Source organism: Tolypothrix sp. PCC 7601 (genome assembly GCF_025677855.1).
Taxonomy (GTDB): domain Bacteria; phylum Cyanobacteriota; class Cyanobacteriia; order Cyanobacteriales; family Nostocaceae; genus Aulosira; species Aulosira diplosiphon.
The window spans coordinates 3,725,155-3,738,824 of the sequence record NZ_CP064879.1 but is presented as its reverse complement, the minus strand read 5'-3'; the positions used below and the strand labels follow the sequence as shown (position 1 = coordinate 3,738,824).

Below are 13,670 nucleotides of genomic sequence, written 5' to 3'. Positions count from 1 at the left end.
GTATCTGCTTGTGGGTACAGTCAATCTAAAATCGCAAATCCGTCTTGACAAGTTTGCTCAACGGGGGGAACCCCCGCACGCAACTTTTCGCAAAATCTAAAATTGATTGACTCTTAAAAATACTCTACCCTAGCATCTAAACCATAAGAGCGTAACAGTTTAGATAAATTCTCTGCTTCTGTTCTATTCCCAAATCTACCTGCATTCACATAATCTCCTAAACCAGATTTTTCGACAACTGGATTAGCTATATATTGTCTTACTTTGTTGAGAGTATCGGCATTATGAATTGGTACTACAACTACATAGCGATTTTGATTGTTATTAGCATTAGTATTCACAGGAGAGGTATTTAAACCTAATGCTTGCCAGGTTTGTGCATCTACATTGCCAGTTGGAGCAATACCAGAATATTGCTGGAATGCATACACATAAGACCTAGTATTTTCACCATAATATCCATCAGGATTTGTATTAAAAAATCCTAATTGCAATAACCTCTGTTGCACGGCTTTCACATTATCGCCACTATCGCCAACTGTGAGGTAATTTCTAGTCTGAGGAGGAGCTTGAGAAGCTTGAGGAGCTTGATAAGCTTGTCTATTTTGCAAAACGCCACGTACTGCTTGCAAGGCTTGTGTATCAGCTACACCATCAATAGCTAATTGGTAATCTCGCTGGAATCGCAGTAGTGCATCTCTAGTCAATGGGCCAAAATTACCTGTAGGATTAGCCTGCAAGTATCCTAACTGCCGTAAACCCTCTTGTAATTCTCTAATTTGTTGCGGCGCAAGACTAGTTGTGTTGGGTATGACTGGATTAGAAGGACTACTAGTAGGAGCCAAAAGTCTGTTCCAGGTTTGTCGATTGGTAATTCCATCAGCAGGTAAACCAGCATAGCGCTGAAATGCAATCACCGCATCTTTAGTAACAGGCCCAAACTTGCCAGTCGGAGTAGCTTTAAAATAACCCAGTTGCTGCAACCTCTGTTGTAACCTAGTTACTGCTGGGCCTTGGCTACCTTCCAACAAAATGGGATATTCCCCTCCGGTGCTGGGTATATTTGAGGGTGCTTGGGAAATTTTGGTAGAGTTGCGCGAACCTTGCTGAGAGCGAGTTAAGGCTTGTTGAGTTTGCGGGCCAAAATAGCCTGTTATTGGGCCTTGAAAATAGCCTTGGCGTTGCAAACGTTGTTGTAGCTTCACAACTTCTGGGCCTCTGCTACCTAGCCGCAGATTACCACTGGTAGTATTACTAGTATTAGTAGCGATTCTACCTCGGCAGGCTTGTTGGAGCGATCGCGCAGTGCTATCACCTACAACTCCATCAGCAGGTAGTTTATTCGCCTGCTGGAATGCAATCACTGCTTGCTGAGTGATCGAACCAAACTTACCGCTAACTGGGCCACGAAAGAAACCTAATTTCTGCAAGCACTGCTGTATGTTTGTAACTTCAGCGCCATTACTTCCTACTTTCTGTACAGCTAAAGTTTGCCCAGCGATACTGAGAAGTGACAAGGTTAATGCTACAGATAAAAAACGCATCGCCAAGGTGCTAGAAAGCTTTGTCCAATTCCAGAATCTCAAATTAGCTGGAACAGGAACAATTTCTAGAGTTGCGGATGCTTCGTAGACTGCGGCGCTATGTAGATCACCAATGACTTCCATAAAATCGAGGGTTTGGTATTGGGTATTGGGTATTGAGGACTGGGGATTGGGGATTGGTAATTGGTAATTGGTAATAGAAACACCAAACGCCAAATGCCATTTTTAAGTCAGTCCATTACTTCTGTTTGGGGATATACCTAGAATGAAAATTTTGCTTTTCTAGCCCCTATTCCCTAGCCTATGCGCCCCTCTTCCCGAGTCCATGAGGAATTTTTGCTACCAGTATACTATAGGATAACTAAGACTAGAAAATAAATTCATACATCATCAAAAAAAGAGACCTGGCAAGAAAAACTTAGCCAGGTTAATCAATGGAATTACTCTATTAATTTTAATTGCGATAAATTAATTTCATTTACGATGTAGATATTTAGCAGTTGGCTTTGCGTATCTACTGGTCTTGTTGTGGCTTTTCTGGCTGTTGTACTTCTTCGTTACCTTCTAATTTTTCAGTATTACCTGCTTTCACCCAGCCTTCTTGATTAGTATCTTCCTGGCGAATTTTTTGCCACAATTTATCGTCACTTTCCTCTAAAACTATCACTTTTTGATTAAAACCAACCCCACCCACACGTTCAGCATCTTGTTTTGGTTCGGCTCGCAAACTCAAGCCTTGGTTCCAAGTAACTTTTCCTTGGTAAGCTCCTGGTGGTAATGGTTTGGGTGATTCTTCAGGTTTGGGTGTTTCTGTAGCTGCAGGAGTTGGAGTTGCAGTAGAAGTTGCTTTTGGCTGAGATTCAGTTTTGGTAGCTGTTGCTTCCGTGGCTTTGGGAGATTGGATTCGCTGTGAAGGATGATCGTTGGCAAAAATTGGTTTGGCGGGAGGTATGGCGGTTCTATTCATGAAATAGAGTGCAGTAGCAACACCAGTACCTATTAAAATAGCGATCGCCAACAGAAACCCAAGTATAAATTTAAGTAAGTTAGAAAACATATTTTATAACCTCATTACCAATCGTCAATTGTCCAGAGTCAAGGGTCAACGGTCAAGGGTAAATGAATCTAGACTCTGGACAATGCAAATTTTAGATTTTAGATTGCCGATTTTAGATTTTTTGGGTGATCCTGCAATCTAGTAGCTTAGATACCCCGCCAAGTTAGGGCAGCACAAATCCGGAGATCTAAAATTTAAAATCCTTGAGCCAAGTACTAAACGTTGTCGGGGTCAATCTATAATCCAAAATCGATTGACTCAACTATTATTGCAGCTGGCGTTAGCGTAGTTTACCGAAGGTATCGCTTAAAGGTGTTTGTTTTGATGCTAATCGCGCTCGTCCAGCCGCAGCCCATTCTTGTAGTTGCTGAATTTGTTCTACAGCAGTTCGCGCCAGAGGTATGATTTGACTGGCAGCTTCTAGAATATCGTCGTTGGTAAAGTCGCGATTTTGACTAAATCCAATATGCATCGCTTCAATTAAAGTTTGCTCAATCTCTGCTCCAGAAAAATCGGGTGTTTCATATGCTAGCCTATCGATGTCATAACTTTTCAAGTTATGGGGGCGCAGTCGGGATAAATGGACATTAAAAATTGCTTTTCTCTCTTCTTGGGTTGGTAACCCGACAAAGAAAATTTCATCAAATCGCCCTTTCCGCAACATTTCTGGTGGTAAGGACTGAATATCGTTAGCGGTGGAGACGACAAATACAGGTGAGGTTTTTTCCGCTAACCAGGTAATAAATGTTCCAAATACCCTGCTAGTGGTTCCTGCATCTCCTTTACTACCAAGCCCAGAAAAGGCTTTATCTATTTCATCAATCCACAGCACACAAGGCGCTAAAGCTTCGGCTACTTGGATCATTTGACGAGTGCGGGATTCTGATTCCCCCACCAAACCACCAAACAACCGCCCAACATCTAAGCGTAATAAAGGTAAATGCCAATGATGAGCGATCGCTTTTGCTGTTAAAGATTTCCCCGTACCTTGAATTCCCACCAACATGAGACCACGGGGATGTGGTAATCCGTACTGTCGCGCTCGTTCGGTAAATGAACCGCCCCGCCGGAATAGCCAGTCTTTGAGGTTATCCAATCCGCCAATGTCAGAAATTTGCTCGGTGGCGGGGTAAAAATCCAAAATTTGGGTTTGGCGGATAGTTTGGCGCTTTTCTTCCAAAACTAAATCCACATCTTCTGGTTGCAATTCCCCGTGCGTGGCGATCGCTTTTGCCAAAACCCGGCGAATCCTCTCCATTGATAGCCCTTGGCAAGAGCGCACCAAATCATCTATGACTTTACTAGGAAGTAAGTTACCAGTCACTTGCAGCAACCGTTCCACCTCTTTTTGAATTTCGGCGGCGGCTGGTAATGGAAATTCCACAACTGTTAGCACTTCGCTTAAATCGTCCGGAATCGCAATCCGTGGTGACAGTATGACAATATTTTTCGGTTGCGATTTTAGCAGTCTCGCCAGGTTGCGAAGCTTGCGCGCGATCGCCACATCTTCTAAAAAGCGATGGTAATCCCGTAGAATCATTACCCCTGGTGCTGAAGCTGGTAACTTTTCAATAAATTCCAAAGCTTGCAGTGGATTGCGTCGCCCAAAACCCTCATCATTGGGGTTTCCCTGGTAGCCATCCACAAAATCCCAAGTATATACAGGGCGATTACCTTGGTTGGCTGCTTCTTCTCGAATCGCAGTTTCTACCCGTTCTTCTTCGTATGTAGGAATATAAATCAAAGGATAGCGGGCGCGCAGCAGTAGTTTAAACTCTTCACGAAAGCTCATAAGTAGCTGTTAGTGTTATTAGTTCTTATCCCATTGTTAAAGGTTGTATTGTCTCTCACAACTAAAAACTAAAAACAACAACAGCTAGAAACTTAGCAAATCTTCTGCTGCAATGGGTAATAGCTTATTTTTACTGGTTTAAATATCTTTAATGAGCGCCCAAGCGCTCAAATTCAAAACAAAAAGAACTACCAATTCCAGCAACTATCACGGAAGTTGCTTTTTCAAAGCCTCTAAACCAGCCCAACGGCTATCAACTGACTTTTGCGAACTCTCAGCCGCAGTACTCAAAATACCAGGGCAATTGAGGTCACATAGCTGGCGCTGAGGTAATTCTAAACACATCTGCTCATACAACCATTCACCAGGATAAAAATAGCCATCAGGCGGTAGAGTTTCCAGCAAATCTTCAACTGCTACTTCTCGTTCTAATGGCAAGTCGTTGATTTGATTAGCTGTTACGTCTAACCAAATCACTTCCTGAGTATCAACTACCAAACGCTGATTGTATTGCTGTAAACATCGGTTACAAGTACAAGTAATAATTGCTTCTGCTTGACCAGATACTTCTAAGTAATTACCTTGATGCTGTACGCGAATTACACCACGAACAGGAGTCAAAGTGTCCAAACCAGGCAGAAAATCCTGAACTTGAATTTCCTCTGTCCGCTCCGGGGCTTTGGTGAGCTGCGGAATCAAAATTGCGTCCATAGGATTTGTGAGATATCCTCACGAAACGAAACTTAGTTTAACTACCAGCAAAATTGCTGAGATTTAGATCTTTATTTTAGCTTTTAGTGAGGTGGTCAAGGGTCAAGGGTCAAGGGTCAAAGTTCAAGGTTTTTCCCAGTACCCAGTACCCAATCCCCGATCCCCATTACCCAATCCCCTCAGGCTCGAGCGCCGGGCGAACTACAAGATGACGATGTGGTTCTTTGCCACGACTAAAGGTTTCTAAATCCGCAAATTCCTTTAAAAATGTATGAATTTGCCGCCTTTCCGCCGAACTTAGGGATTTTATTTCTACTTCTCTGCCTGTAGTTCGCACTTCTTCGGAAGCTGCTTCTGCCAATGCGCGAATTTCAGCTTCTCTTTTGACGCGGTAGCCATTCAACTCAATGGTATAAGAAGCTTGCTCTTCTTGTGGTTGGTTAATGTTCAATACTGAATTAGCTAGATATTGAATTGCATCTAGCACTGAACCATCGCTACCAATTAAAGTTCTGATTTGCTCAGGGTTGAGGTTCGTTTCATCAATTGTCAACCAGTAGTTATCTGGTTCTTCGGAGTCGCCGCCCTGAGGTTGAGCAGGTTCTAAATTACCCTCAACCTCAGCAGATACCCCAGTAAGTAGCAGCAATGTTTTTAACCATTGCTGCCCTCGCTGCATGGGACTGTTGCTCATGATCAATTTGTAGCCTTTTTCTTAGAACTTTTTGGCTCAAATGGCAATGATTTTTGCTCTGCCACTGCTGCTTCTTTTTCTTGGGTTGCTACGATTTTTTGTAATTCTTCTGGTAATGGTTCGCGGGAGAGAATGAAGGTTTGCAGAGTTTGGAAGATATTCCCAATTACCATATACATCAAAACCCCAGCCGGCAGGGGGAAGAACAAAAACATCCCAGAAAATATTACTGGAGTAATTTTGTTAACTGTATCCTGCTGTGGGTTCCCACCGCTAGAATTTTGCCCGGAGAGAATTTGGCTGACGTAGAGACTGATACCAAAGAAGATTACCATCGCCACAATATCCCAATGGATTGTGCCGTCGGGATCGGTTGCACCGACTCTACCTAAAGCATCAATGAACAGAAATCCTTTATCTGCTGCTAGTCCGGGGATGGTACCTTGTATGGTGACATCTCCAGGCTGTAAGGCTTCGATATTGCCTTCAGCGTCAATTTTAATTCTGTCTTCACCTTTGACTACTTTCCATTCAGGAGTCAATTTATTGTTTTCTGGGTGTTCTGCCAAAAGCACCTGAAATGGTTTGCCTTCAAGGGTCTGATATTGAATCTTGGTTTTTTCTCCTACCGCTAATTTATTACCTCCAGGGAGGATAGCAGTAATACGGCTGTGTTCCCCATCAGCAATGTAGATATTTTGCGGGGGAGTGGCAAAAGCTTGGGGTTGAATTCGTTCGATTTGTTCAGAGGGAAAGACTTGTAAGTTAACGCTGTAGTTGACTCCAGCAAAGGGCGAACCCCGCAAAGTGGCAAACAGCGCCAACAATACTGGCATTTGCAGCAGTAGTGGTAAACAGCCAGCCAGAGGATTGCCAAATTCTTTCTGGACATTAACCATTTCCTCTTGCTGCTTTTGCGGATCGTCTTTATAACGCTCCTTGATTTCTGCCATCCGCTTTTGCATCAGAGGCTGAACAATCCGCATCCGCCGCATATTCCGGATGGAACCAGCACTCAGGGGATAGAGCGCAAAGCGGATTATCAATGTTAAAGCAACGATCGCCAATCCATAGCTAGGAACAATCCCATAGAAAAAATCTATGATTGGCAGCATCACGTTGTTCGAGAGAAACCCGATACCAAAATCCATTATTCTGAATTCAACCTGAGGTACTGTAAACTAACTGAATCTAATTTATCTAAATCAAGATCGGTCTGCGACTATCATTCACTACGGATAGCCGCACATGATATTAACAATTGAATGTTAAAGTCAACGAGCTTTTTTAAGTGCTGAGTAAGGAAGATGATAGAGACTAAACAAGCTGAGTGATAGATTTTATCCTTGATTTCTTATGATTTAAGCCTTTTTGAGACATTGAACCCCAGAAATTCAGACTCAGCACTATGAGTTAATTAACTACTTAGCAGCAGCGCTATATTCGGGATTTTTAGCAACAACTCTTTCGTTAATATATTCATAAACTTCTCGGAAATTAGGAATAGCTCGCATTTCTAGACGGCTACCATTTCTGAGGGTTACTACCATATCTCCCCACAAGCCAATAGCACGGGGAACTTTGACGATTTTGACAATTTCTGAGTAGATTACGTCAGTGCGATCGCGTCCCATCCAACCCCCAATCACCGTAACTCGGCGATCGGTGATGCGGTAGCGTAGCCATAAAGCTCTGACAATTGCCCCAACTGTCAATGGAATGCCGATGACAGTTAGCCCAAACAGCAGGTTAAGAATTAAATCCCCAACGTGAGGGCCACCTTCATAATAAATTTCTTCACGAATGCCCATTGAGTACCTCGGCTTGTGCTAACAACTGCTCTAATTCTTGCAGAAATTGTTGGCTTACGCACTCTCGTTCTGCTGCTGTTGGTTTCACAACTACCACTAACCGCCATCCAGGTGACAATCTGGGCAACAACTGATACAAAGCTCCCGTTATTTGCCGCTTAATCCGGTTGCGGACTACTGCACGCTTGCTGACTTTTGTGCTAATGGAAATACCAAATTTTGTACTATCTAGATGCGTGGCATCAGCATCAGTTAGCTGTATAGTCTCAGGGGCAGTATCCAAAGAAGACTTTTTGGAAGCCAACGGTTTCAAGGCCCTTAATGTCAAATAAGCGCCATGTCGCCGAATTCCTTCTCGGAAAACTGCCTGGAAATCTTTTCGGGATTTTAGCCGATTCGCCTTGGGCAAAGCCACAGATGCTCTTTCGCCTAATATGCCCTAAACACTCAGACGATGACGGCCTTTTTTTCTTCTGGCGCGAATGACATTTCTGCCATCTGGTGTCCGCATTCTGGCGCGAAACCCAGAAGTCCTTTTCCTCTTACGGTTAGTACCGCCTAGCGTTCTCTGCATACAGTTCTCCTCTTAGGTGATGCTTACAAAAAATCACAATCTCTTATTTTATCACTATTACAGGTAAAAGTTAGAGATTCCGGTAAATGGTTAAGGGTCAAGGATCAAAAGTCAAGAGTCAACTGTCTTGTGTTTCCGATTACCCATTACCCATTACCAACTATCTATTGCCCAACTTAATTAATACTTACTACCCAAGAACCTAAATAACGCAACAGTGGCACATCACCAGGAGAGAGAACTTGGCAATTGAAATAGTAAACGCCACCAAAGGTAGGGTTTTTCACGTTGGATAACTCAACTTCCACCCTACTACCGGCTGGTACTGGCTCTTCAGGAAAAATTTCGATGACGCGTCCTTCCTTATCCCACTTCACTTCAGACAGGCGAACAGCTTTACCTTTGACTTTTACCTCAACCTGTTTAGGATCAAAAGTTCCTTTGTAATAATCAGGGTAAGTAATAGCAAATTGGGCCACTGCCAATTTCATTTTGTTGGCAGGAATTCTGAAGATATAACGATCCCAACCATCAGATTGTCCGCCAAAGTCTAAACGATAGGGCAGTTGATTTTCGGATTTAATGCCGCTAAATAGTGTCAATCCTGGTAAACCCTGTGCCCAGCTGACAGCTTGGAAACCTGTCAACAAGCAGCCAGTCACCGCTAAAGTAGAAAGTAAACGTCGCATAATTAAGGCTCCTCACTATCAACTAGTAAGCTTGGTTATCTAAATAACTAAAAATTTAGTATTCGTAACTAAACTTTACTACTGAATTTCTAAAAATAGACGTTAAAGAGCAATAAAAAGTGTCACAAGGTATTGGGCATGGGGCATGAGGCATTGGTAATGGGTAATCGGTAATTGGTAATTGGTAATTAGTTATTTCTCCCCAGTCCCCATTACCCCTAATCCCCACTCCCTGCGGTCGTGGGTGCCCCGAGTTCCCCAGTCACCAGTCCCCAATCCCTCACCTGGGGATCACAATTATGTTGCTGAATATGTATAAATGTAGCTGAATTGTAATGCTCTTGTTATAAAAATTGAGAGATACAAACAGCGATCGCCTGTTAAGTTGGGCTAGATTGATAAAAACACGCGTGAATCTAAGCAGTTGCCATCAAAATTTACTTTGGGCAGAATGAAGTTTTTTCTAAGTGGATGCATATTGCAATATGTCATAGAGGAATACAAAATTTTTAAATCCCTAAAATAAGCTGAAGAGACAGATGCACAATTGGGGAATCAACTTAGGATGTGCAGTATGTAATCCTATATTAATTATCTAAAATTGCTGACATCTGTGACTAGCAAGCTGAATCTTGACCTAGGCAGCGATTCAGTAGAAAAACAAAAGGTCAAGCGGCAATTTATAGAGCAGCGCAATGGCTGAAATAACCAGCCTATGAGCTATTGAGAGCGGGGAATTATTCAGCAAAAAACTACAAAATTTGCAGAGATTAGGTATTTATCTCCAGGAGATTTCATGAGAATAGCAGTAGCTAAAGAAATAGAAGTTGGTGAGCGTCGTGTAGCTTTAATTCCAGATGTTGTGGCCAAATTGGTAAAACAAGGTTTAGAAGTTTGGGTAGAAACAGGCGCGGGAGAGCGCTCATTTTTTAGTGATTCTGCCTATGAAGCAGCAGGAGCGAAAATTATTGGCGATCCCGCTACATTATGGCGCGAAGCAGATATTTTATTGAAGGTTAGTCCGCCACAAGAAAGAGAAGACGGACGTTCAGAAATTGATTTTCTCAAAGCAGGCTCTGTATTAATTAGCTTCCTGAATCCCTTAGGAAATCCGGCGATAGTAGAAAAACTGGCAAATCGCCAAGTAACAGCCTTGAGTATGGAATTGATCCCCAGAACCACCAGGGCGCAAAGCATGGATGCATTGTCCTCGCAAGCATCCCTAGCTGGCTACAAATCTGTGTTAATAGCTGCTGCTGCATTACCGAAATACTTCCCCATGCTCACCACAGCTGCAGGCACGATCGCCCCAGCGAAAATATTTATCATGGGGGCAGGTGTCGCTGGATTGCAAGCGATCGCTACTGCTAGACGCTTGGGAGCAGTGGTAGAAGCCTTTGATATCCGTCCCGCCGTGAAAGAAGAAGTGCAAAGCTTAGGCGCAAAATTCGTCGAAGTGCAACTCGAAGAAGACACTGTGGCGGCTGGTGGCTATGCCAAAGAAATCTCCGAAGCTAGCAAACAACGCACTCAAGAAGTTGTTACCGAACACGTTAAAAATGCCGATGTGGTGATTACCACAGCCCAAGTTCCCGGGAAAAAAGCCCCACTGTTAGTCACCGAAGAAATGGTGAGACAGATGAAGCCAGGTTCAGTGATTGTAGACTTAGCTGCCGAACAAGGTGGTAACTGTGCCTGTACCGATCCTGGTAAAGACATCGTGTGGAACGGGATCACCATCATCGGGCCGATCAATTTACCATCATCAATGCCCGTTCACGCCAGCCAACTGTATGCCAAAAACCTGACATCGTTGATGCAACTACTGATTAGTAAAGAGAAAGCTTTGCAGGTAGACTTTGCCGATGACATCGTTGACGCAGCTTGCGTCACCCATGCAGGCGAGATTCGCAATCAACGAGTAAGTGAAGAATTAGCAGCGTTGAAAGTTAGAGGTTAGGGATTGGGGACTGGGGACAAGGAGAAATTACCAATGCCCAATGCCCAATGCCCCATGCCCATTTAAACAAGGAGTTTTTATTTCATGTCAGAGGCATTACTTGCTGCTTTGTTTGTATTTGTGTTGGCATCTTTTATTGGGTTTGAAGTCATCAACAAAGTGCCACCTACTTTACACACTCCCTTGATGTCGGGATCAAACGCGATTTCTGGCATTGCGGTACTGGGGGCGATTGTAGCTTCTGGTGCAAGGGAAACCAGTGTGGCAGTGATTCTCGGTTTAATTGCTGTAGTACTAGCGACAGTCAACGTTGTGGGTGGCTTCCTAGTGACAGATAGAATGTTGCAAATGTTTAAGAAAAAGGAGATTAAGGCGTGAGCGATTTTCTACCAACTGGGATTCAGTTAACGTATTTAGTCGCTGCATCCTTATTTATTCTGGGGTTAAAAAAGCTAGGTTCACCTGCAACAGCTAGGAACGGTAATGTTGTCGCCGCCGTGGGGATGTTGTTGGCGATTGTCGCCACAATGTTGGATCAACACGTGTTGAACTACGAGATGATTTTGTTAGGCTTGGCGATTGGATCGGGTTTAGGTGCGATCGCAGCTTATAAAGTGCAAATGACGGAAATGCCCCAAATGGTGGGCTTACTCAACGGTTTGGGTGGTGCAGCTTCCGCATTAGTTGCTGTCGCTGAATTCTGGCGTTTATTGGATTCAGGCGCACCCATACCTCTGGATGTCAACATTTCCATGCTGCTGGATGTGTTAATCGGTGGTGTTACCTTCACAGGTAGTTTTCTCGCCTTCGCCAAATTGCAAGGTTTAATAAGCGGTTCCCCGATTACATTTCCTTTCCAGCAACCATTTAACCTATTACTGCTGGGTGCTTATATAGTCGGTAGTGCCTACTTAATCGTCACACCAGATAGCCTACCTATATTCTTAGCAGTAGTTGCTGTTTCTCTAATACTCGGTGTTATGTTCGTCATCCCCATTGGTGGGGGCGATATGCCTGTAGTAATTTCGCTGTTGAACTCCTTATCTGGTGTAGCAGCATCCGCCGCAGGTTTCGTGGTGATGAACAATATGTTAATCATCGCTGGGGCGTTGGTGGGAGCATCAGGACTGATCCTCACCGAGATTATGTGTAAAGCCATGAACCGTTCTCTGTTCAGTGTGCTGTTCAGTGCTTTTGGTACAGGCAGTGCGGCTGGTGGTGCGGCGGCTGGTGGTGCAATTGATCAAACCGTTCGCAGCATCGATCCCGAAGAAGGCGCGATGATGTTGGGTTATGCCCGTTCTGTAGTAATTGTGCCTGGTTATGGGATGGCGGTTGCTCAAGCACAACATAGCGTGCGGGAGTTGGCTGATCAACTAGAACGCATGGGTGTTGATGTGAAATATGCCATTCACCCTGTAGCGGGAAGAATGCCAGGACACATGAACGTGTTGTTGGCTGAGGCGAATGTGGCTTATACCCAGTTGTATGACATGGATGATATTAATCCCCAGTTTGAACAAGCGGATGTAGCTTTAGTAATTGGGGCTAATGATGTAGTCAATCCGGCGGCGCGTACTGATGTAAATAGTCCAATTTATGGAATGCCAATTTTGGAAGTAGATCGGGCGAAGCAGACAATTGTGATTAAACGCGGGATGAGTACAGGTTTTGCCGGTGTAGATAATGAGTTGTTCTACAAAGATAAAACCACAATGCTCTTTGGTAGCGCGAAGGATATGGTGTCGAAGTTGGTTTCTGAAGTGAAGCAGCTTTAACGAACCGCAAAGACGCGAAGGGCGCGAAGTAAAACAAGAAATAAAGAGTTGGCTTGCCTTGGAAGTGTAATGCTTCTGAGGCAAGTTTTTTGTTGGTGTATGAAGGCAAATATTACGGGTAGTGGTTTACAGAGATTAACAACGCTTTAGATATGCTGCCACAGTCTAACTGTACAATCCTTACTACCACTAACAATAGTTTTACCATCAGGACTAAAAGCTACTGATGTGATTGCGCTAGTGTGTCCAGAAAGAACGGAAATAGCAGATTGACTTTTTAATTGCCAAATTTGGATTTTACAGTCATCACTTCCACTGACAATTATCTCACCATCAGGACTAAAAGCTACTGAGTTCACTGAGGCTGAGTGCTGTCCAAGCGTACAATTTTCTCTTCCTGTCTTTGCATTCCAAAGTTTGATGCTATAGTCATCACTACCACTAACCAGCATTTGACTATCTGGGCTAAATGCTAGTGAGCGAACAGGCAATGAACTGGCTTGTATACTGCGAATTTCTCTTTTTGTTCTCAAATTCCAAAATTTAATAACTCCGTGTCCATCACCACTCACAAGAATTTCCCCATCTGGAGAAATCACTAGACATCTGACTTCACTAGAATGTCCAGTAAGTTTACCAAGTTCTAACCGTTCTTCTTTAGCATCCCATAGTTGAATAGTCTTATCTCCACCACCACTAGCAACAATTTTACTATCCGGGGTAAAAGCTATTGCTCTAACTCTATGAAGACCATTCCATAGGTGTTCACCAAGGTCTTTGACTTGCTTTGTATTTACATTCCATAATTTAACAAAATTTTGATCTATATCTTCAATCATGGCACTAGCAATAAATTCTCCAGTCGGATTGATAACGAGTGGAGCAGGATAACCACTAGAACTTCTCTTTTCACTTGAGAATTCATTAACTATTCGTTTTTCATTCAAATTCCAGACAAGAATTATATTATGTTGTCGAATAGCAATGCAATTATCATTGGGGAAAAAGGCAACTGAACTAATTTCACCTGTAAATCTATAAGTAGATACATCCCATGAAT

The 13,670-nt window shown here is 43.3% G+C and carries 14 protein-coding genes; 3 read left to right on the top strand and 11 right to left on the bottom strand.

Annotated features, from left to right (window positions below):
- Nucleotides 1-113 precede the first annotated feature (113 nt).
- From HG267_RS15580 to HG267_RS15535, 10 genes are all read right to left on the bottom strand, one after another.
- Complete coding sequence (locus tag HG267_RS15580; protein WP_228045434.1) at nucleotides 114-1,760, bottom strand: peptidoglycan-binding protein; 1,647 nt, start codon at nucleotides 1,758-1,760, stop codon at nucleotides 114-116.
- Between the two features lie 298 nt (nucleotides 1,761-2,058).
- Nucleotides 2,059-2,601 carry an SH3 domain-containing protein gene (locus HG267_RS15575; protein ID WP_045872013.1) on the bottom strand — a complete coding sequence of 181 codons (543 nt, stop codon included), beginning with the start codon at nucleotides 2,599-2,601 and terminating at the stop codon, nucleotides 2,059-2,061.
- Nucleotides 2,602-2,881: 280 nt separating this feature from the next.
- On the bottom strand, nucleotides 2,882-4,393 hold the full coding sequence (locus tag HG267_RS15570) for an AAA family ATPase (protein ID WP_045872014.1): 1,512 nt from the start codon (nucleotides 4,391-4,393) through the stop codon (nucleotides 2,882-2,884).
- Nucleotides 4,394-4,600: 207 nt separating this feature from the next.
- Nucleotides 4,601-5,104 carry a YceD family protein gene (locus HG267_RS15565; protein WP_045872015.1) on the bottom strand — a complete coding sequence of 168 codons (504 nt, stop codon included), beginning with the start codon at nucleotides 5,102-5,104 and terminating at the stop codon, nucleotides 4,601-4,603.
- Between the two features lie 166 nt (nucleotides 5,105-5,270).
- A complete protein-coding gene (locus tag HG267_RS15560) occupies nucleotides 5,271-5,798 on the bottom strand; it encodes a protein jag (protein WP_045872016.1) in 528 nt (175 codons plus the stop codon).
- Nucleotides 5,799-5,800: 2 nt separating this feature from the next.
- The gene (gene yidC / locus HG267_RS15555; RefSeq protein WP_045872017.1) at nucleotides 5,801-6,949 is read right to left on the bottom strand and encodes a membrane protein insertase YidC; all 1,149 of its coding nucleotides are present in this window, start codon (nucleotides 6,947-6,949) and stop codon (nucleotides 5,801-5,803) included.
- 270 nt (nucleotides 6,950-7,219) lie between these two features.
- Nucleotides 7,220-7,609: a PH domain-containing protein gene (locus HG267_RS15550; RefSeq protein ID WP_045872018.1), complete on the bottom strand. Its 390-nt coding sequence runs from the start codon at nucleotides 7,607-7,609 to the stop codon at nucleotides 7,220-7,222.
- On the bottom strand, nucleotides 7,596-8,024 hold the full coding sequence (rnpA, locus tag HG267_RS15545; RefSeq protein ID WP_045872019.1) for a ribonuclease P protein component: 429 nt from the start codon (nucleotides 8,022-8,024) through the stop codon (nucleotides 7,596-7,598). Before rnpA ends, HG267_RS15550 begins: the two co-directional genes overlap by 14 nt.
- A 24-nt stretch (nucleotides 8,025-8,048) precedes the next feature.
- Complete coding sequence (gene rpmH, locus HG267_RS15540; protein ID WP_015139827.1) at nucleotides 8,049-8,183, bottom strand: 50S ribosomal protein L34; 135 nt, start codon at nucleotides 8,181-8,183, stop codon at nucleotides 8,049-8,051.
- 176 nt (nucleotides 8,184-8,359) lie between these two features.
- Complete coding sequence (locus HG267_RS15535; RefSeq protein ID WP_045872020.1) at nucleotides 8,360-8,872, bottom strand: DUF2808 domain-containing protein; 513 nt, start codon at nucleotides 8,870-8,872, stop codon at nucleotides 8,360-8,362.
- A 796-nt stretch (nucleotides 8,873-9,668) separates the two neighbouring features.
- On the opposite strand from HG267_RS15535, the gene HG267_RS15530 reads away from it, so the two are divergent.
- The 3 genes from HG267_RS15530 to HG267_RS15520 all read left to right on the top strand — a co-directional run bounded on the left by HG267_RS15530 (nucleotide 9,669) and on the right by HG267_RS15520 (nucleotide 12,610).
- Nucleotides 9,669-10,832, top strand: coding sequence for a Re/Si-specific NAD(P)(+) transhydrogenase subunit alpha (locus tag HG267_RS15530; protein WP_045872021.1), 1,164 nt, complete (start codon nucleotides 9,669-9,671; stop codon nucleotides 10,830-10,832).
- Between the two features lie 84 nt (nucleotides 10,833-10,916).
- A complete protein-coding gene (locus tag HG267_RS15525; RefSeq protein WP_045872022.1) occupies nucleotides 10,917-11,210 on the top strand; it encodes an NAD(P) transhydrogenase subunit alpha in 294 nt (97 codons plus the stop codon).
- On the top strand, nucleotides 11,207-12,610 hold the full coding sequence (locus HG267_RS15520) for an NAD(P)(+) transhydrogenase (Re/Si-specific) subunit beta (RefSeq protein WP_045872023.1): 1,404 nt from the start codon (nucleotides 11,207-11,209) through the stop codon (nucleotides 12,608-12,610). The genes HG267_RS15525 and HG267_RS15520 overlap by 4 nt, the downstream gene beginning before the upstream one ends.
- 146 nt (nucleotides 12,611-12,756) lie before the next feature.
- Here HG267_RS15520 and HG267_RS15515 read toward each other — a convergent pair whose 3' ends face one another.
- Nucleotides 12,757-13,557 carry a WD40 repeat domain-containing protein gene (locus tag HG267_RS15515; protein WP_155539422.1) on the bottom strand — a complete coding sequence of 267 codons (801 nt, stop codon included), beginning with the start codon at nucleotides 13,555-13,557 and terminating at the stop codon, nucleotides 12,757-12,759.
- Nucleotides 13,558-13,670: the final 113 nt, after the last annotated feature.

Coding starts and splice junctions, on each gene's coding strand:
- HG267_RS15575 (WP_045872013.1), bottom strand. CDS start 2,601: ATGTTTTCTAACTTACTTAAATTTATACTTGGGTTTCTGTTGGCGATC.
- HG267_RS15570 (WP_045872014.1), bottom strand. CDS start 4,393: ATGAGCTTTCGTGAAGAGTTTAAACTACTGCTGCGCGCCCGCTATCCT.
- HG267_RS15565 (WP_045872015.1), bottom strand. CDS start 5,104: ATGGACGCAATTTTGATTCCGCAGCTCACCAAAGCCCCGGAGCGGACA.
- HG267_RS15560 (WP_045872016.1), bottom strand. CDS start 5,798: ATGAGCAACAGTCCCATGCAGCGAGGGCAGCAATGGTTAAAAACATTG.
- yidC (WP_045872017.1), bottom strand. CDS start 6,949: ATGGATTTTGGTATCGGGTTTCTCTCGAACAACGTGATGCTGCCAATC.
- HG267_RS15550 (WP_045872018.1), bottom strand. CDS start 7,609: ATGGGCATTCGTGAAGAAATTTATTATGAAGGTGGCCCTCACGTTGGG.
- rpmH (WP_015139827.1), bottom strand. CDS start 8,183: ATGCAGAGAACGCTAGGCGGTACTAACCGTAAGAGGAAAAGGACTTCT.
- HG267_RS15535 (WP_045872020.1), bottom strand. CDS start 8,872: ATGCGACGTTTACTTTCTACTTTAGCGGTGACTGGCTGCTTGTTGACA.
- HG267_RS15530 (WP_045872021.1), top strand. CDS start 9,669: ATGAGAATAGCAGTAGCTAAAGAAATAGAAGTTGGTGAGCGTCGTGTA.
- HG267_RS15525 (WP_045872022.1), top strand. CDS start 10,917: ATGTCAGAGGCATTACTTGCTGCTTTGTTTGTATTTGTGTTGGCATCT.